The organism is Amycolatopsis iheyensis, assembly GCF_024703995.1.
Lineage (GTDB): Bacteria > Actinomycetota > Actinomycetes > Mycobacteriales > Pseudonocardiaceae > Amycolatopsis > Amycolatopsis iheyensis.
Map to the genome: position 1 here is coordinate 133,937 of NZ_JAMXQV010000004.1, position 17,976 is coordinate 151,912.

Below are 17,976 nucleotides of genomic sequence, written 5' to 3' on the forward strand. Positions count from 1 at the left end.
CGGGGCATGGCCACCACGCCCACCGCCCAGGACACACTGGCCGCCGAGTTCGCCGCGCACCGGAGCCACCTGATCGGGGTGGCCTACCGGCTGACCGGCACGCGCGCCGACGCCGAGGACGCCGTCCAGGAGTCCTGGCTGCGGCTGGCCGGGCTCGACGACGCCGGCCGCGCGGCGATCCGCGACCTGCGGGGCTGGCTGACCACGGTCGTCGGGCGGATCTGCCTCGACCGGCTCAAGTCGGCCGCCGCGCAGCGCGAACGCTACGTCGGGCAGTGGCTGCCGGAGCCGGTCGTCACCCCGTTCGGGCAGCCGGTGAGCGAAGACCCCCTCGACGTCGCGGTCCGCGACGACGGCCTGCGGATGGCCGCGCTGGTCGTGCTCGACAAGCTGACCCCGGAGCAGCGGGTGGCGTTCGTGCTGCACGACGCCTTCTCGGTGCCGTTCTCGGAGATCGCCGACGCGCTCGGCGTCTCGGTCGAGGCCGCGCGCCAGCACGCCTCGCGGGGCCGCAAGGCACTCGCCGACGCCGACCCGGCCCCGCGCGTCCCGCTGGAGGACCAGGCGAAGATCCTCGAGAAGTTCGTCACCGCCCTGCAGCAGGGCGACATCCAGGCGATGACCGAGCTGCTCGCGCCGGACGTCGTGCTCATCGGCGACTCGAACGGCAAGGGCCGCACCACGCGCCAGCTCATCCTCGGCCCGGACAAGATCGCCCGCTTCTTCCTCGGCCTCGTGCGCAAGTACGCGCCGGGCATGGTCGAACGCGGCGCGCCGGTGCTGGTCAACGGCGACCTCGGGATGTACCTGGCGCCGATGCCGGGCCGCGACGGCTTCCTCGCCCTCGACGAGCACGTGCAGTCGGTCAGCATCCGCGACGGGAAGATCGTGGCGATCTACGACGTGGTCAACCCGGACAAGCTGACCCGCATCACGCGTCCCGGCGCCGGGCAGCCGTGACACCGATGGCCAGCACCAGCACGGCGAACCCGGCGAAGTAGGCCAACGCCCAGCCCGGGCCCAGCGGCGAGTCGGACAGCACGGTGCCGGTGCCGCCGTCGCGCCCGGCGTTCGCTTCGCCGTAGCCGCCGAGGAACCTCGTGGCGGCGTTCAGCGGCAGCCACCGGTGGATCGCGTCGCCCACGCGCGGCAGCAGCTGCACGGCGTTCTCCGCCAGCAGCGGGTAGACCACCAGCAGCGCGACCGCGCCGGCGGTGTGGCGCACCAGCAGGCCCACGCCGACCCCGCAGGCGGCGGCCAAGGCGAACACCGGTCCGGTCCCGGCGACGATCCGCCAGTCCGCGAAGCTGTCCAGGGCGAGGTCGGCCGCCGGGGCGAGGAGGCGCGCCACCAGCCACGCCGTGCCCGCGGCGAGCTCGCCGAGCAGGAAGGCGTACCCGGCGACGACCGCGGCTTTCGCGGCCAGCGCGGGTGTCCGGGCCGGCACCGCCTGGAAGGTGGTGCGGATCGTGCCGGCGCGGTAGTCGCTCGTCACCGAGAGCGCCGCGAGCACCAGCACGAGGACCAGGCCGAGCTGGTAGCCGAACTGGGTGCTCGCCACGGTCGGCGGCAGCCGCGACTCGGTGGCGCTCAGCGCGGTCAGCGACGCCGGGACGACGAGCGCGGCGATCGTGAGGCCACCGCACGCCCACGGCGTCGCGATGCTGAAGAGCTTGATCCGCTCACTGGCGATGAGGTGCATGCCGGGAACGGTCCCGCGGCGGACCCCGCGAGCGCGTCCCCCCGAGGTCCGATCCCCGGTGTCCTACGGGAGCGGGACGCGGCAGGCGTCGCCCGAGGTGAAGCCCTGGTCGACGATGCCGAGCGCGCTGTTCATCCGGGCGCGGGAGTTCTCCAGCGCGATCTGGTAGGTCAGCTCGAGGGCGCCGGCGCGGCCGAACTCGCGCTCGAGCTCGGCGACCTGCGCGTCGGTCACGGTGACCTGCTCGCCGGACATCGCGTCGGCGTAGGCGATCGCGAGCCGCTCCTGGTCGCTGAACGCGGGTGAGGTCGCGTAGTCGTCGATCTTCTTCAGCCGCTCGATGTCGAGGCCGTCGTGCTTCTGCAGCATGGTGCCGAAGTCGACGCACCACGAGCAGCCGATCCGGGTGGCGACCCGGTAGACGGCGAGCTCGCGCACGTTCGCCGGCAGCTTCTTCGACGCCCGCTCGGCCAGCAGTTCGTGCACCAGGTACGTCCGCAGCAGGCCCGGGTGGTGCGCGGCGACGGCCATCGGCTCGGGCACCGCGCCGTAGCGCCGCCCGGCGATCCGGTAGACGAGCTTGAGGAACGGGCCGGCTTCGGCCGTCTTCTTCGCGGGGATGCGAGGCATGCTGAGCTCCTTCGTTCGCGGTCACGAAGGGGACGAGACGGCTTCGGCGGACGTGACAGCCGGCGCGGTGAGCCACGCCACGAGCATCGTCACCGCCGCCGCGGCGAACGCGACGGTCAGCCCCGGGGCGGCGAGCCCGCCGGTGGTGGCCAGCGCGAGCCAGCCGAACACCGCCGCGCCGGCCAGCCCGCCGGCCTGCCGCGCGAAGGTCAGCGCGCCCATCGTGACACCCATCAGGTCGCGCGCGGCCCGCGTCTGGCCCAGAACGGTGTACGCGGACGTGCAGACCGCGAAGGCCGCGCCGATCGCGAAGAGGCCCGGCGCGAGCAGCCAGGGTGTGCCGTCGAACGCGGCCGCGATCGCGATCACGGCGAGCCCGGCGGTGCCAAGCAGGCAGCCGAACCGGCCCCACGCCGGCATTTCCGGGTGCCGGCGGGCCAGCGCGGCGAACGACGCCGAGAGCGCGAGCTGTCCGGCGGTCATCGCGACGAGCAGCACGCCGGTCCCGGCCGCGCCGGCGCTCAGCGCGGCAACGAGCGCGACGTAGGTGAAGGTGCCGTAGAGCGCGGCGCCCGCCAGGCCGTTGACCACGACTGCGCGCTTGAGGACGGCGTCGGCGAACACCTTCGGCGCGATCAACGGGCTCGTCGCGCGGCGCTGCCGCCGCACGAACAGGAACCCCGCGACGCCGGCCACACCGACCAGGCCCGACGTCCACAGTGGACCCCGGGCGAGCGCGTCGACGGTGCCGAGCGCGACGACCGCGGCCCCGGCGACCACCAGCAGGAGACTGCTCCCGACGTCGAACTTCTCCTTGTCACGACGGCGTTTCGCGGGCAGCCCACGCAGGCCGAGCACCAGCGCCGGCACACACAGGGGCAGGTTGACGAGGAAGATCCAGCGCCAGCCCGGCCCGGCCGCGAGCAGCCCGCCGAGCGGCGGGCCGCCGAGGGTCGCGGCCGCGAAGACCGCAGTCTGCCAGCCTTGGCGCCGCAGCAGCTCGTCGCGGTCGAACAGCTCGCCGAGCGCGCTCATCGCCGCGACGATCAGGCCGCTCCCGCCCACGCCTTGCAGGGCCCGGGCGGCGATCAGCGAGCCGAGGTCGGGCGCGGCGGCGCACCACGCGGAGGCCGCGGCGAAGACGAGGACCGACCCGGCGAAGGTGACGCGGCGGCCGTGGAGGTCGCCGAGCCGCCCGTGCAGCGGTGTCGCGACGGTGAGGGTCAGCAGGCCGGCGGCGGTCACGGCGACGAGCCCGGTGCGGGCGTGCAGGTCGGCGCCGATGGCGGGCAGGGCCGCGGTGACGATCAGGCCGTCGAGCTGGGCCATGGCCATGCCGAGCAGGAGGCCCGCGAACGCGAGGTTCCGAGATGCGTGCATAAAGCACACGTTATAACGTGCCTTATGCACACATCAAGCCCCGGCGGCCCGGCCCTCTTCCGCCTGGTCCGGCACTGGGCCCGCCAGTGGGCCCCGGACGTCGTCCAGCGGTTCGACGACGGCGCGCCGCCCGCGTGGACCGTGCCGAACCTGTTCGTCATCCAGGCGATCGACGGCGCGGCGGGCGCGGAGGTGACGGTCGCCGACGTGGCCCGCCAGCTGGGCATCGACCGCTCGGTGGCCAGCCGGATGGTCGGCGAGGCGAGCCGGGCGGGCTTCGTCGTCCGCTCGACGTCGACCCGGGACGCCCGCCGCGCGGTGCTGACGCTCACCGACGCGGCGGAGGAGTTCCTGTCGGCTTCGCAGGCCCACCAGCGCCAGGCGTTCGACGGGCTGGTGGGCCATTGGCCCCGCGAAGACCAGGAGCGGTTCGCCGGCTACCTGAACCGGCTCGCGGCCGAGGTCCTCGGCTAGCTTTCCGCGAGGATCGCGTTCAGCGCTTCCCAGGCGTGCCACGCCCGCGTGACGCCGAACTGGGCGTTGAACCGCAATGCCGCGCGCACGTCTTCCGGCGTCGCGCCACCCCGGAGCGCGCGGCCGACGTGGATGCGGAACGTGTCGGCGAGGGTCTGGTAGTGCAGGTCGACGCTGAGGCTGACCAGGCCGCGCTCGCGTTCGCTGAGCGTGCCGGGGCCGTGGCCGGCGCGCATCCGCGACTGCAGGTCGAAGTACGCGGTGAACTGCGGATCCAGCTCGGTCAGCCGAGCGCGCACCTCGGCCGGCAGCGGACTGGGCCCGGCCGGCACCGGTTCGGGGACCACCGGCTCCGGGTCGAGGCCGAGTTCCCGCTCCAGCTCGGCGATCCGCTCGATGCCCGCGGTCGCCGCGTGGTAGCCGCAGTCGTACGAAACGAACCGCAGCAGCTCTCTGACGTCCGATGTGGACACTCCGGCGGCCAGCCCGGCCCGGACGTGCGCGGTGAAGGCCAGCCCCAGGCTCGCCTGACAGACATCGGCCGTGACGCACAGGAACGTCTTCTCCCGGTCGGTCAGCTCCGGGATCGCCCGGACGTGCTTCGCGGTGGCGCCGACCATCCGGGCGAACGCCGGGTCGAGCGCGGCCAGCCGGTCGAGGCTGGTTTCGGTCGTGGTCACGATGTGCTCCCTCAGTGCGTGAACGTTCGTAGCGCTACAGCTGTAGTGCGAATGACGCTACACCTGTAGCGCGATGGGTGTCCAGCTACACTGGGCCGACCATGACCGAGACCCGTCGCCGTCCCAACGCCCGCGGCCAGGGCGAGCTGCTGCGCGAAGAGATCGTCACGGCCGCCGTGCGGATGCTCGACGAGCTGGCCGACGACGAAGCGCTGTCGCTGCGGGCGGTCGCGCGCGAAGTCGCGATCGCGGCGACGTCGGTCTACCTGCACTTCCCGGACCGCGACGCGCTGGTGCTGGCCGCGATGCAGCGTTGTCACGAAGAGCTGGTGCGGGCCGGCGACGAAGCCGCCGCGGCCGCGCCGGACGCCGCGGCCGCGTTGCGTGCCCGGATCCTGGCGCAGGCGGCGTGGGCCCGGGAGCACCCCGGGCTCTACAAGGTGCTGCACGAAAGCAAGGTCCACCGCCGGCTCGGCATGCCGTTCAAGGAGGTCATGGTCGCGCGCACGGTCGACGCGGTCCAGGCGTGCATGGACGCGGGCCTGGCCCCGGCCGACGACGCGACGACCGTCGCGATCGACCTGCGGACCGCCGTCAACGGCATGCTGGCGCAGCGGATCAACGAGCCCGACCTGCCCTGGCCGCCCGCGCTCGACCAGGTCGACCGGTTCCTGGTGAAGCTGGTCGGCCTGGACTTGTGATCACGCCGGGAACCGGCTTGGGTGGGCGGGTATGCCCCTCCAGACGGTGGTCCCCCGGATGGTGGTGCGCGACCTCGTCGCCGCCGTCGCGTTCCTGCGCTCGGTCTTCGGCGCCACCGGCGAGGTCGAAAGCGGCCGCCCGGCCGAGATCCGCATCGGCGACTCGCTCGTGATGGTGTCGGCCGAAGGCGAGCGAGAGCTGTTCCCGGCGTTCTTGTACGTGTACGTCCAGGACGCGGACGCGACCTACCACCGGGCGATCGACTGCGGCGCGACTAGCCTCGAAGCCCCGGCGAACACGCCCTACGGCGACCGCCGCGCGATGGTCCGCGACCCGTTCGGCAACGTCTTCCAGATCGCGCACCGCCGTGGCTGAGGGTGTCCCCCGCCTGCGCCAGGTCGTCCTCGACGCGACCGACGCCCGCGCGCTCGCGGAGTTCTACCGGCGGCTGCTGGGGTTCTCGGTCCGGCCGGGCGACCCACCCGAGTGGGTGGTCCTGCGTGACGCGTCGGGCGTGCCCCGGCTGGCGTTCCAAGAGGTGCCGGAGCTGCCCCCGCCGACGTGGCCGTCCGGTCCGCGGCCCCAGATGCTGCACCTGGACCTGACGGTGGAGACCCGCGCCGAGCTGGACGAGCAGCACGACCGGGCCCTCGCCCTGGGCGCGCGGCTGCTGGCAGACCACGCGGACGACCCGGAGGAGCCGCTGCGCGTCTACGCCGATCCGGCGGGTCACCCGTTCTGCCTCTTCGTCGGCTGATTTCGCCGGACCCGTAACGCGCCACCGGCGCCGCGGCGACTTCGGAGGGTAATCCGCCTGCGAAGGAGCCACGTGAACCCGGAATTCGGGCCGTACCGGATCGAACGGCCGATCGCGCGCGGCGGCATGGGCGAAGTCCTGCGCGCCCGCGACACCCGGCTCGACCGGGTCGTGGCGTTGAAGGTGCTGCCGCCCCACCTCGCCGCCGACCAGGAGTTCCGCGAGCGCTTCCGGCGCGAGGCGCACGCGGCGGCCCGGCTGCGCGAGCCGCACATCGTGCCGATCCACGGGTTCGGCGAAATCGACGGCCGCCTCTACCTCGACATGCAGCTCGTCGAAGGCGAAGACCTCGGGACCCGGCTGAGCACACGCGGGCCGATGGACCCGGCCGAAGCCGTCGACGTGGTCGGCCAGATCGCCCAGGCCCTCACCGCCGCGCACGCCGAAGGGCTGGTCCACCGGGACGTCAAGCCGTCGAACATCCTCTTGAACCACAACGGGTTCGCCTACCTGGTGGACTTCGGGATCGCGCGGTCCCAGGAGGCGACGAGCGGGCTGACCGGCGCGGGCGCGGCCATCGGCACGCTCGACTACATGGCGCCCGAGCGGTTCACCGGCGCCCGGCCCGACCAGCGCGTCGACGTCTACGCGCTGGCGTGCGTCCTGCACCAGTGCCTGACCGCCACCAAGCCGTTCGCCGCGACGACGGCGGCGTCCCTGCTGCACGCCCACCTGAACCAGCCGCCACCGCGCCCGAGCCTGCTGCGCCCGGGCGTGCCCACGGCGCTCGACGGCGTGGTGGCGCGGGGCATGGCGAAGAGCCCCGACGACCGCTACCCCACCGCCGAGGCCCTCGCGGCCGGCGCGCGGAACGCGGTTCGCCCGCCGGGGGACTTCACCGCCCCGCCCCTGGACACCCGGGCCTTCACCCAGGTCGAACCGGACGTTCCGCCGCGGCGGCGCAAGACCGCGTTCGCCGTCGCCATGACGCTCGTGCTGCTGGTCCTGCTGGGCGGGGTGGGCACGCTGGTCGCGTTGCCCGCGCTGCTGCCGGGTGCCCCGGTCGCGGCCCCGACGTCGGCGGCGCCGGCCGCGCCGGTCCCGGTCCCGGTTCGCACGACCCAGTCCACCGTGCCCGTCGCGGTGACGACGGCCAGTGCGAGCCGGCCCGCGCCGCGGGACCTCACCGGCTTCGTCGTCCACTACTACGGGCTGATGCCGGACACCGACGCCGGTTGGGCGCTGATCGGCCCGAACCTGCGGTTGCGGACCCGCGACAGCTACGACAAGTTCTGGAGCAAGTTCAGCGGCGCCGAGGTGGTCGGGACACCCACGGCCGAAGGCAGCACGGTGACCGCTCGGATCCGGTTGCACTACCGCGACGGCCGTCCGGACGTCACCGAAACCCACGTCCTCGGCATCGCGCTGCGGGACGGCGAGCTGTGCGTCGACGCCGACTCGGTGACCAAGAGCCGCTGAGCTACTCCCCCGTGGCGCCGTCGATCGACTCGCGGATCAGGTCGGCGTGGCCGTTGTGGCGGGAGTACTCCTCGACCATGTGGACCAGGATCCAGCGCAGGCTCGGCGTCGTGCCGTCGCGCAGCGCGCGCTCGGCCCGCCGGGACAAGCCGCCGTTTTCGAGCGCCTCCGCGGTGAGTTCGCGGGAGCGGGCGACGGCGTCTTCCCACAACGCCAGCAGCTCCTCCGGCGTGTCGTCCGCGGCGGAATCCCAGTCCCAGTCCGGGGTTTCCGCCCAGTCGACCGCGTCGAACGGCGGCCTCGGCTCGCGAGCGCACAGCACGCGGGAGAACCAGTTGTCCTCCACGTAGGCCAGGTGCTTGAGCAGCCCGCCGAGCGTCATGGTCGACGGCGGGTGCGTCGCGCGCAGGCCCGCCGCGTCGAGGCCGGCGCACTTCCACGCCAGCGTCGCGCGGTGGAAGTCGAGGAAACCGAGGAGCGTCGCGGCTTCGTCGCCGTCGACGGGCGGCTCGGGCCGGCCCTGCTCGTCCAGCTCGTCCTGCTCGTCCACAGAGGTCACGGGCGCCGACTCTACCGAAATTGTCGGACCCCTCCGCTAGCTTGGCGATCATGACCGAATACGTACTGGTGGCCGGGGCCTGGCTCGGCGCGTGGGCTTGGGACGACGTGGTGGGCGAGCTGAGCACGGCGGGCCACGGCGTCCACCCGGTGACGCTGTCCGGCGTCGCCGAGCGAGCCGGCGAGCCCGGTGGGCAGCAGGCACACGTCCAGGACATCGTCGACGTCGTCGAGCGGGCCGACCTGCGGGACGTCGTGGTGGTGGGGCACAGCTACTCCGGCATCCCGGTGGGGCAGGCGGCCGAGCGGATCGGCAGCCGGCTGCGCCGCGTGGTGTTCGTCGACTCCAACGTGCCGTCGAACGGCGAGTCGTTCACTTCGCGCTGGAGCGCGGAGCGGGTGGCCGAGCTCACCGAGAGCGGCTACTGGCCACCGCTGACAGCGGAAGACTATGCGGGACAGGGGCTTTCGGCCGACCAGATCACCCGGATCGTCGACGGCTCGACCCCGCACCCGGCGGCGTCGCTCACCGAGCCGGCGGTGCTGGCCGGCTCGCTAGCCGAGCTGCCGGCCACCTACCTCAAGTGCCTGCTCGACGGCGACACCCCGAGCCCGGACGTGGTGGCGCTGCTCGAGAGCGACCGCTGGGAGCTGGTGGAGCTGAACACCGGCCACTGGCCGATGTTCTCGCAACCGGCCGAGCTGGCCCGAGTCCTGCTGGCGGCCGGTTGAGCGATCACGGCGTCAACGCGCACGTCCCAAACCCACACCCCGCCGACACCGGAGCCTGCGGACCTCACAACCGGCCCAGACTCCTCCGGCAGCCCAGCCGAACGATCACGGCGTCAACGCGCGCACGTCCCAGATCCACACGCCGCCCACGAACTCCGCCGGCTTGCGCAGCAGTAGCTCCACAGTGGACTTGAGGGCTTCCTGGTTCTGCCGCGGGCCGACCACGAGCACGTCGGCCTTCCAGTAGCGGAGGTCGGCCAGTGCCGCGGTGCGGTCAGCTTCGGTGACGTCCGCGGCCTGGCCGGTGCGCTCGACTTCGGCGAACAGGTCCGAAGTCGGGCGCGGCACCGCGCCGTACCGGCCGCGGCGGTCGTCCGGTGACGTCGGGCCGACGAAGTAGCCCTCGGGCATCGGGTAGCCGAGGCCTGCGTCGACCTGCCAGTGCAGTGGCTCCGCCTCGCCGGTGCTCGGCAGCGGCACCGGCACGAGCGAGCCGCCGGGCGCGATGTACTGACGCCAGGTCCCGTCGGCGAAGAACGACGGCGAGAGCGGGCGCTCGTAGGTCACCAGCTCGGTCGGCGCGATCGGGAGCAGCACGGCCACCACCGCGCCGATCCAGATCATCCGCAGCGGGAACCGGGGCTTGTCCTCGAGAGGCGTGTCCTTGATGAGCCGGGCCTGGTCGGCGGCCGCCGTCCAGACGCGGTGCGTCGCGATCGCCAGGAGCCCGCCGACCACCGGGATGCAGCCCATCGCCAGCCGGGATTCGAGGAGTGAGTCCAGCAGCGGCAGCTGACCGAGCCACTTCCACGGCCCGGGGAAGCCGGTGTCCTTGTGCGCCACCGTGATCTCGATGCCCAGCGAAAGGATCGCCATCACGTACATGGTGATCGCGAGCGCCCGGGAAACGACGTCGCGCCACAGCCAGATGGTCAGCATCACCATGAGCACGATGAGCGGCCAGCCGAAGAACGCGTTCTCCTCGGTGCGGTTCATCGACACGTCCGCGGCCGCTTCCGGCGCGCCGGCGATCGACTGCGTCGCGAACCGGGTGAACGCCGCCGTGTCGTTGCCCGCCGAGCCGTGCAGCAGCGAATGGAAGCTCTGCGGGCCGAAGAACTGCCAGTACAACGGGAAGCCGGCGATGAGCAGCGCGACCACCGCGCCGATGCCGATCCCCTTGCCCAGCGGGGCCAGCATGCCGCGGATCTGCGCGCGGTGCGGGATCAGGTAGGCGATCGCGAACACGACGAACGTGAGCGCGAAGATCATCAGCGGTTCTTCGCCGAGCAGGATCTGCCACGCGACGAGCAGGCCGAGCACGATCCCGTTGCGCACCGGGCGTTCGCCGTGGGCGATCTGGATCGTCTTGAGCGCGATGAACGGCAGCACGAACAGCACCACGAAGTTCGGGTGCGCGTTGCCGTGGGAGATCATCGGCGGGGCGAAGCCGCAGAACGCGCCGCCGATCGCGGCCGCGGTGCGGTTGGGCACCAGGTGCCGGGAGAAGACCCAGTACCAGCCGATCGCGGTGCCGGCGAGCCCGGCGGTGAGCACGATCGCCCAGGTCAGCGTCGCGCCGAAGGTCAGCGTCAGCGGCGCGAGCGGGATGTTCAGGCCGAACATCGCCGCGTTGGCCGCCATGTTCACGCCGAGCGGGTAGTTCTGCAGGTCCGTGGTGAACGGGTTCTGGAAGTGCAGCACGGCCTTCGCGACGACCGTCGAGTACCACTCCCACTGGCTCTGGTCGGCGGCGCCGTTCCAGAGGTAGCCGCGCTTGAGGTCGAACCACAGCCCGTTGTAGAGCAGGATCGTGAAGAGCAGGAATCCCCCGGCGATCGCGGAGTCCTGCCACGCCCAGCGTTTCGGGCCTTCGGGTGGTTCGGGAGCGGGTGGCACGAGTTCGGGGACGGCTTCGGACTTCAAGCTCACGGTTCGACCACCCTGGCGAAGAAGTGGAGGGCTCCGGCGCCGGCGTGCCGGACCAGCAGCAGGAACGGCCGGTCGACCGCCAAGGCGACCGGGTCGTCGATCATCATCGAGGTGAGGCGCATCGTCAGCGCGGTCGCCGCGGCCCCCTCGAAACCTTGTTCGTCCACCCGCAGCACGGCCTGGTGCAGCACCTCGGACACGGTCAGCCGCGGGTCCGGGGAGAGCCCGCTGAGGTCGGCGTCGTCGGTGAACATCGTGCGCACGCCGAGGCCCTGCAGCACGCGGGTCAGCGGGCTGGCGACGTCGAGCGAGATCTTCGGCAGCGAGAGCTCCACGCGCTTCGACCGGACGGCGCCGAGCAGGCTCGTCAGCTTCGCCTGGTCGAGGGCGGCTTCGGCGTCGGCGAGGTCGCCGTCGGGCAGCAGCACGACGGCCTGCAGGCCACCCGCCGCGACCAGCTGCACCACCTGCCAGCCGCCGGTGTGCGCGTAGCCGACGCTCTCGCTCAGCCACATCGTCGGGACGTCGCGGGTGCCCGACGGCGCGTGGAACGGCGCGTCGGACGTGTTCGCCTCGCGGAACGGCAGCTTCCACGCGGCCTTCAGGTACAGCGCGTTGACCAGCACGGCCGCGATGTCGGCGTCGATCGAGCCGGGTGGCAGCAGCTGCGGGATCAGGCCGCGGGTGGTGCGGCCGACGTCGTCGTTGATCAGGGCGCGGGCGTCTTCGGGCGCCTTCTCGAAGGGCGCGCTCGCGACGGCGGCGCCGGGCCACTCGGCCAGCTCGGCCTTGAAGGAGTCTTCCAGCGGCAGCCGGTCGTCGGCCCACAGCGTGTTGGCGACGGTCAGCACGGGCTGCTCACCACCCCGGCCTTCTTCGGCCAGCTCCGTGGCCGCCCGCAGCAGCGCGGTCTGCTCGGCCGGGTCACCGACGAGCGCGACGAGCTCCTCGCGCGTGACGCCCCCGGCGGCCCGCGCGGCCAGGGTCAACGCGCTGGCCACCGAATACGGCGAAAAACAGGAGTTCTCACCCCCGGCGCCGAGGGTCGCGTGGACGGCGAGGGCGAACCGGAGGTGGCTGTCCGTGGCCATGCGGGCGAGCGTACCGGAACGGTTCACCCCACCGGGCGGCCACGCGGAACTCCGCCCACAGGTGACAAATCCCCCACCGCCCGGCACCCGCCAAGTGCCAGATACCACTTCGCCCACAGGTCCGCCCGTGATCAGAAAGCCAACTCGCGTGATTGGGGGGTCAACTCGCGTGATCGGGAGGTCGACACGGCGCAGGCCGGGCTCGATGCCGTGTCGACCCTTCAATCACGCGTGTCGACCCTTCAATCACGCGAGTTGACTCTTTGATCACGGCGCGCGGGTCAGCCGTGGTGGAGGCGGGTTACGTGCCAGGAGTACCAGACGTGGGCCTGGGCGTCGGTGAGGGAGGCGACCTGGTCGATGACCACGCGGAGCAGGCCCGCGTCGTCCGGGGCCGTTTGCCAGGCCGGGACGAACAGCGGGTCGAGGGACTCCGGGGCGCGGCGGGCCAGCGCGTGCACCAGCTCCACCAGCAGCTCGCGCTGGCCCTCCTGCATCGCGAGCCGGCGGCGGTCGCTCATCACGTACCGCAGCGCCAGCGCCTTCAGCAGCGCCACCTCCGCCGCGACCTGCTCCGGGACGCACAGCCGCGCCCGGTACCGGCCCAGCGGCCCCTCGCCGAACTCCTTCCGGGTGCCGGTGACCGCCGCCGTCGTGAACCGGCCGACCAGCTCGCTCGTGAGCCGCTTCAACGCCACCTGCGCGCCCGGCGAGCCGTCCGGCTCCGCCGAGGCCAGCGCGGCCACCACCGGCAGTGCCAGCAGCTCCGCCGCCGCATCCTCCAAAGTGGACACCGACTGGTGCGAGAAGTGCTTGGCCGCGGCCTCGGCGACGGCCGCGCGCTCGTCCGGGTGGGCGAGCACGCGCAGCTTGATCCGGCCGGCCAGCACGCCGTCCTCGACGTCGTGCACCGAGTACGCGACGTCGTCCGCCCAGTCCATGATCTGGGCTTCCAGGCAGGTCCGCTCCGCCGGCGCCCCCGCGCGGAACCACTCGAACACCGGGACGTCGTCGGGGTAGACGCCGTACTTCACCTGGCCGGGCTTGCGGGCCCACGGGTACTTCGTGGTGGCGTCGAGGCACGCGCGGGTCAGGTTGAGCCCGCCCGTCGCGCCCTCCTCGCCGAGGAGCTTCGGCTCCAGCCGGGTGAGGATGCGCAACGTCTGCGCGTTGCCCTCGAACCCGCCGCACGTGGCCGCCACCGAGTCGAGCGCCCGCTCGCCGTTGTGGCCGAACGGCGGGTGCCCGATGTCGTGCGCCAGGCCCGCGGTGTCGACCAGGTCCGGGTCGGCGCCCAGCTCCTCGGCGATGCCCCGGCCGATCTGGGCGACCTCCAGCGAGTGCGTCAGCCGGGTGCGCGGCACGCCGGTGACCTCGGCGCCCTCCCCCGGCCCGACCACCTGGGTCTTGCCCGCCAGCCGCCGCAGCGCGGCCGAATGCAGCACGCGGGCGCGGTCGCGGGAGAACGCGCTGCGCCCGTCCGCCCTCGTGCCGGCCAGCGCCCCGCCCTTCGCCGGCTCCGGCCGGAGGCGGGCGGTGTCGTGCTCGGTGTAGTCCACCCGGCCAGCCTAAACGCGGCCACCGACAAAAACTCAGCCCAGGAAGGTGGCGAACAGGTCGTCGGCCGGGGTCTTGGTCAGCCGGTAGTACAGCAGCGCCCCCGTCTCGCGGACGATGTAGCGCACCTGGGTGACGCGTTCCTGCACGATCGGCCCGCTGTGCGTCGGCGCGGTCCAGGCGTCCAGCCCCAGGTCGTCGGCCATGGTCCGGGCCCGGAAGGAGTGCCACGGGTCGCTGACCAGCACCGCCGTGTGCCAGCCGCGCCCCTGGACCTGGTCCGCGACCGCCCGGAGGCTGCGCAGCGTGTCACTGCCCTCGCCGACCGCCAGCGTCGCCGACGACGGCACGCCGTGGCGGGTCAGCCACAGCTGGCCGGCCCGGGCTTCGGTGAAGTTGTCCTCGGCCTTCTTGCCGCCCGCGGTGACGATCGTCTTCGCGACACCCGAGTCGTAGAGCTGCTTCGCCTTGACCAGCCGCGCGGCGTAGATGTCCGACGGCTTCCCGTTGTACTGGGCCGCGCCCAGCACCACGATGACGTCGGCGGGTGTCCGGTCGTTCTCGCGCGCGACCTGCCAGACGCGGAACGCCGTGCCGCCGACGAGCGCGAGCAGCATGAGCACCGTGCCGAAGGCGATCCGGCGCGCCCAGCTCGCGCGCGTCGGCTTGGTGCGTTCAGCGGTACCCACGCGGCCCATTCTGTCAGAGGCCGGTCAGAGCCAGCCGCGCTCCTCGGAGACGCGCACCGCTTCGGCCCGCGTCCGGGCGCCGGTCTTGCCGATCGCGGCGGACAGGTGGTTGCGCACGGTCCCTTCCGACAGGTGCAGCGCGCGGGCGACGTCGGCCACCGTGGCGCCGTCCTTGGCCTCCCGCAACACATCCCGCTCCCGCCCGGTGAGCGGGCTGGCGCCGGTGGCGAGCGACTCGGCGGCCAGCGCCGGGTCCACCACCCGGAGTCCACTGTGGACCCGGCGGACGGCTTCGACGAGCTGCTCGGGCGGCGCGTCCTTGACGACGAACCCGGCCGCGCCGGCCGCCATCGCGCGGGCCAGGTAGCCGGGCCTGCCGAACGTCGTGCAGATGATCACCCGGCACGAGGGCAGCGCCGCCCGCAGGTCGGCGGCCGCTTCGAGGCCGTCCTTGCCCGGCATCTGCACGTCGAGCAGGGCGACGTCCGGCTTGGTCTCGCGCGCGGCGGCCACCACCTCGTCGCCGGAGCCGACCTGCCCGACCACCTCGATGTCGTTCTCGAGGCCGAGCACAGTGGCCAGTGCGCCGCGCACCATGGCCTGGTCGTCGGCCAGCAACACCCGGATCAAGCGAGTCCTCCCGCGGGTTCGGCCCGCACGGCCGGCGCGGCCGCGTGGGGTTCCGGCAGCGGGATCTCCGCCCGCACCAGCAATCCTCCCCCGGGCCGGGCCGACGCCGCCAGGGTGCCCCCGACCGCGTCGAGGCGCTCGGTGAGCCCGCGCAGGCCGTTGCCCGGGACGACCCCGGTGGCCGTGCCGTCGTCCTCGATCTCCAGCCACCGGTCGCCGAGCTTCACCTTGACCAGCTTGGCGCCGGAGTGGCGCAGCACGTTCGTGACGGCCTCGCGCAGCACGTACCCGAAGGTGGTCTGGAACTCCGGCCGGACGTTGTCGACGGCGTGCGGCAGGTCGGCGTCGATTTCGGCGGCCCGCAGCGCCGCGCGGGCCCCGACGAGCTCCGCCGACAGCGAGACCTCGCGGTACTCCGACACGGTCGCGCGGACGTCGGAGAGCGCGCTGCGCGTCAGGCTCTCGACCTCGCGGATCTCCTCCACCGCGCGCGGGATGTCGCCCGAGCTCTCCAGCACCCGCCGGGCCAGCCCCGCCTTGACGGTGATCGTGGTGAGGCTGTGCCCGAGCAGGTCGTGCAGGTCACGGGCGACCCGCTCGCGTTCGTTCGCCACCGCGAGCGTGGCGATCTCCTCGTTGGCCTGCTGCAGCCGCCGCACCGCGCGGACCAGGCTGGACATGAAGAACATCGCCATCGTCACCGACGCGACGGTGACCAGGTCGCCCCAGTTGTCGGCGAACCGCCCGTTCACCAGCAGGATCCCGGCCGCGACCAGCAGTGCCGCGCCGTCGAGGAGCACCACCCACGCGAGCGGCAGCAGGAACACCAGCGCGGCGGTGCCGTAGAGCAGGACGAACGGGTTGGTGTGCGTCGTGGCGACCACGGCCAGGCCGAGGACGAGCATCCACACGCTGTAGGCGAAGCGGAACGGGCGGGCGCGGTCGAACGCGATCGGGAAGAGCGCGTAGGACACGGCGACGCCGTAGACGAGCACCCACAGCGCCACGACCCCGGGCGTCACCCGGTCCACCGCCAGCAGCGACTTCGTCACCGGGATGAGGTAGGGCAGGGTAAACACGATCGACAGGACCGGCCACCGGAGCTTGTCCGGCCCGCTGCGGCCGCGGTTGGGTGGCGGGTCCTCCCACCACGTGTCGTGGTTGCTCAGCCCGTGCTGGTTCGCTTCGTCCTTGCCCATGACCCGTTCCCCTGTCCCCGGCCCTCAGACCCGGGCGCTGTCCTTACGGTAACGCCTGATCACCAGCGCCCCCAGCACAACGGTCCACGCCGCGAGCACGCCGGCGGCGTTCGGCAGCGAGACCACCATGTCGCTGGTCACCGCGGGCCGCGCCACCTGCAGCACCCAGTAGGTCGGCATGATCTGCGCGACGTCGTGCATCCAGCCGGGCATCGTCTCGATCGGGATCCACAGCCCGCCGAGGAAGCCCATGCCGAGGGTGACCAGCATGCTGATCGGCTGCATGGAGTCCGGGGTGCCGAACTGCCCGATCAGCAGGCCGAGCAGGACCAGCGGGATCGTGCCGAGGAAGATCCCGGCGAGGATCCGGACCCAGCCGGCGGCGTCGAGGTGCACGCCCTCGACCGTCACGGCCAGCAGCGGCACGAGGATCAGGGCGGGCAGCCCGACGAGCATCCCGGACACCGCCTTGCCGCCGAGGTAGCCGACGCCGGTCAGCGGGGTCAGCCGCAGCTGGCGCTGCCAGCCGAGCGCCCGCTCCAGCGCGAGCCGGGCGCCGCTGGTGTTGGCGGCGGCGAACGTCCCGAACGTCATCATGTTGATCATCACCACCGCCGCGAACGCGGCGTGGTCCGGATCGCTTCCCTTGACGAAGACACTGGCCTGCAACAGGAACATCAGCACCGGGAACGCGATGACGAACATCAGGAACCGCGGCGCCCGGAAGTTCCGGCGGATCTCGGTGAGCAGGTAGGCGGCGTTCATCGCACGGACTCCGGGGTCTCGTCGGCGGTCAGGGAGAGGAAGGCGCCTTCGAGGCCGACGGCGCTGATTTCGACGTCGTGCACGCCCGGCACGGCGGCCTTGAGCGCCCACAGCGTGGCGTCGGAGTCGCCGCTGGAGATGGCGACGCGGTCGCCGCGCAGCTCGAACTCCTTGACGCCGGGCAGGGCCGCGATCGCGGCTTCGGTGGCGCCCGGGACGGCGGCCCGCAGGGTGCGCCCGCCGGCCAGCGCGCGGACCTCGGCGACGCTCCCGTCGGCCACCACGCGGCCGCGGCGCATCAGCACCACCCGGTCGGCGAACTCTTCGGCCTCTTCGAGGTAGTGCGTGGCGAACAGGACGGTGCGGCCGGACTCGGTGAAGGAGTACATCGACTGCCAGAACTCCCGCCGCGTGCCGACGTCCATCGCGGCGGTCGGCTCGTCGAGCAGCAGCAGGTCCGGGTCGCTGACCAGGGCGACGGCGAAGCGCACCCGCTGCTTCTGCCCGCCGGAGAGCTTGTTCGCGCGGCGGCCGGCCAGCTCTTCGATGCCGGCGGCACGCAGGGCTTCGGCGACCGGCATCGGCTTGCGGTGCAGGGCCGCGACCATGCCGACGGTCTCGCCGACGGTGAGGTCGTCCATCAGGGCCCCGCCCTGGAGCATCGCGCCGATCAGGCCGGCGCGGACGGCGTCGATCGGCTTGCGGCCGAACACGCGGACCTCGCCGTGGCCGGGCCTGGTCAGCCCGAGGATCATGTCGACGGTGGTGGACTTGCCGGCGCCGTTGGGGCCGAGCAGGGCGACCACCTCGCCCGGGGCGATCGTCAGGTCGACGCCGTCGACCGCGTGCACGTCACCGTAGTGCTTGCGCAGGCCGGTGAGGTGGACCGCGGCCCCCGCCGCCACCGCCTGGGAGTCTGTTTCTCGCATGCCCCCAGGCTGCCGCCCGGCGGGCCCGGGTCCCCAGACCGTGCGTCACGACCTCACCGTGACAGGTGTCAGGGGTGCCCGGGCCCGGGC

At 72.9% G+C, this 17,976-nt stretch carries 20 protein-coding genes; 7 read left to right on the forward strand and 13 right to left on the reverse strand.

Features of this window, described 5'->3' with window-relative positions; all coding sequences use genetic code 11:
* The first annotated feature begins 6 nt into the window (after window positions 1–6).
* Complete coding sequence (locus M8542_RS10380; RefSeq protein ID WP_257919848.1) at window positions 7–960, forward strand: sigma-70 family RNA polymerase sigma factor; 954 nt, start codon at window positions 7–9, stop codon at window positions 958–960.
* Here M8542_RS10380 and M8542_RS10385 read toward each other — a convergent pair.
* The 3 genes from M8542_RS10385 to M8542_RS10395 all read right to left on the reverse strand — a co-directional run bounded on the left by M8542_RS10385 (window position 932) and on the right by M8542_RS10395 (window position 3,712).
* Window positions 932–1,702, reverse strand: a complete 771-nt coding sequence (locus M8542_RS10385) for a hypothetical protein (RefSeq protein WP_257919849.1) — start codon at window positions 1,700–1,702, stop codon at window positions 932–934. The two genes, M8542_RS10380 and M8542_RS10385, sit on opposite strands and share 29 nt — an antisense overlap.
* A 63-nt stretch (window positions 1,703–1,765) precedes the next feature.
* Window positions 1,766–2,332, reverse strand: coding sequence for a carboxymuconolactone decarboxylase family protein (locus M8542_RS10390; protein ID WP_257919850.1), 567 nt, complete (start codon window positions 2,330–2,332; stop codon window positions 1,766–1,768).
* Window positions 2,333–2,353: 21 nt separating this feature from the next.
* On the reverse strand, window positions 2,354–3,712 hold the full coding sequence (locus M8542_RS10395) for an MFS transporter (RefSeq protein WP_257919851.1): 1,359 nt from the start codon (window positions 3,710–3,712) through the stop codon (window positions 2,354–2,356).
* Between the two features lie 24 nt (window positions 3,713–3,736).
* Between M8542_RS10395 and M8542_RS10400 the strand changes: the two genes are divergently transcribed.
* Window positions 3,737–4,186, forward strand: coding sequence for a MarR family winged helix-turn-helix transcriptional regulator (locus tag M8542_RS10400; protein WP_257919852.1), 450 nt, complete (start codon window positions 3,737–3,739; stop codon window positions 4,184–4,186).
* Here the strand turns inward: M8542_RS10400 and M8542_RS10405 are convergent.
* On the reverse strand, window positions 4,183–4,866 hold the full coding sequence (locus tag M8542_RS10405) for a carboxymuconolactone decarboxylase family protein (protein ID WP_257919853.1): 684 nt from the start codon (window positions 4,864–4,866) through the stop codon (window positions 4,183–4,185). The genes M8542_RS10400 and M8542_RS10405 overlap by 4 nt on opposite strands.
* A gap of 101 nt (window positions 4,867–4,967) precedes the next feature.
* Between M8542_RS10405 and M8542_RS10410 the strand changes: the two genes are divergently transcribed.
* The 4 genes from M8542_RS10410 (at window position 4,968) to M8542_RS10425 (ending at window position 7,804) form a co-directional block, all read left to right on the forward strand.
* Window positions 4,968–5,567, forward strand: coding sequence for a TetR/AcrR family transcriptional regulator (locus M8542_RS10410; protein ID WP_257919854.1), 600 nt, complete (start codon window positions 4,968–4,970; stop codon window positions 5,565–5,567).
* 31 nt (window positions 5,568–5,598) lie between these two features.
* Window positions 5,599–5,943 (forward strand): VOC family protein, encoded by a 345-nt coding sequence (locus M8542_RS10415; protein WP_257919855.1) that lies wholly within the window; start codon window positions 5,599–5,601, stop codon window positions 5,941–5,943.
* A complete protein-coding gene (locus M8542_RS10420) occupies window positions 5,936–6,325 on the forward strand; it encodes a VOC family protein (RefSeq protein ID WP_257919856.1) in 390 nt (129 codons plus the stop codon). Before M8542_RS10415 ends, M8542_RS10420 begins: the two co-directional genes overlap by 8 nt.
* A 72-nt stretch (window positions 6,326–6,397) precedes the next feature.
* Window positions 6,398–7,804: a serine/threonine-protein kinase gene (locus M8542_RS10425; protein WP_257919857.1), complete on the forward strand. Its 1,407-nt coding sequence runs from the start codon at window positions 6,398–6,400 to the stop codon at window positions 7,802–7,804.
* Between the two features lies 1 nt (window position 7,805).
* Here the strand turns inward: M8542_RS10425 and M8542_RS10430 are convergent, their stop codons facing one another.
* Entirely contained in the window at window positions 7,806–8,363 is a 558-nt protein-coding gene (locus M8542_RS10430; protein ID WP_257919858.1) for a DinB family protein, read from the reverse strand.
* Window positions 8,364–8,413: 50 nt separating this feature from the next.
* Here M8542_RS10430 and M8542_RS10435 point away from each other — a divergent pair, with 50 nt between their 5' ends.
* Entirely contained in the window at window positions 8,414–9,094 is a 681-nt protein-coding gene (locus tag M8542_RS10435) for an alpha/beta fold hydrolase (RefSeq protein ID WP_257919859.1), read from the forward strand.
* 105 nt (window positions 9,095–9,199) lie between these two features.
* Here the strand turns inward: M8542_RS10435 and M8542_RS10440 are convergent, their stop codons facing one another.
* The 8 genes from M8542_RS10440 to M8542_RS10475 all read right to left on the reverse strand — a co-directional run bounded on the left by M8542_RS10440 (window position 9,200) and on the right by M8542_RS10475 (window position 17,886).
* The gene (locus tag M8542_RS10440; RefSeq protein ID WP_257919860.1) at window positions 9,200–11,026 is read right to left on the reverse strand and encodes a glycosyl transferase; all 1,827 of its coding nucleotides are present in this window, start codon (window positions 11,024–11,026) and stop codon (window positions 9,200–9,202) included.
* Entirely contained in the window at window positions 11,023–12,117 is a 1,095-nt protein-coding gene (locus M8542_RS10445; RefSeq protein WP_257919861.1) for a serpin family protein, read from the reverse strand. Before M8542_RS10445 ends, M8542_RS10440 begins: the two co-directional genes overlap by 4 nt.
* A 281-nt stretch (window positions 12,118–12,398) precedes the next feature.
* Window positions 12,399–13,676 carry a deoxyguanosinetriphosphate triphosphohydrolase gene (locus tag M8542_RS10450; RefSeq protein WP_257919862.1) on the reverse strand — a complete coding sequence of 426 codons (1,278 nt, stop codon included), beginning with the start codon at window positions 13,674–13,676 and terminating at the stop codon, window positions 12,399–12,401.
* Between the two features lie 33 nt (window positions 13,677–13,709).
* Window positions 13,710–14,363 carry a YdcF family protein gene (locus tag M8542_RS10455; protein WP_257919863.1) on the reverse strand — a complete coding sequence of 218 codons (654 nt, stop codon included), beginning with the start codon at window positions 14,361–14,363 and terminating at the stop codon, window positions 13,710–13,712.
* A gap of 24 nt (window positions 14,364–14,387) precedes the next feature.
* Window positions 14,388–14,993: a response regulator transcription factor gene (locus M8542_RS10460; protein ID WP_257919864.1), complete on the reverse strand. Its 606-nt coding sequence runs from the start codon at window positions 14,991–14,993 to the stop codon at window positions 14,388–14,390.
* Complete coding sequence (locus M8542_RS10465) at window positions 14,990–16,192, reverse strand: sensor histidine kinase (RefSeq protein WP_257919865.1); 1,203 nt, start codon at window positions 16,190–16,192, stop codon at window positions 14,990–14,992. Before M8542_RS10465 ends, M8542_RS10460 begins: the two co-directional genes overlap by 4 nt.
* A gap of 24 nt (window positions 16,193–16,216) precedes the next feature.
* Entirely contained in the window at window positions 16,217–16,957 is a 741-nt protein-coding gene (locus tag M8542_RS10470; RefSeq protein ID WP_257919866.1) for an ABC transporter permease, read from the reverse strand.
* Complete coding sequence (locus tag M8542_RS10475; RefSeq protein ID WP_257919867.1) at window positions 16,954–17,886, reverse strand: ABC transporter ATP-binding protein; 933 nt, start codon at window positions 17,884–17,886, stop codon at window positions 16,954–16,956. The genes M8542_RS10470 and M8542_RS10475 overlap by 4 nt, the downstream gene beginning before the upstream one ends.
* Window positions 17,887–17,976 lie beyond the last annotated feature (90 nt).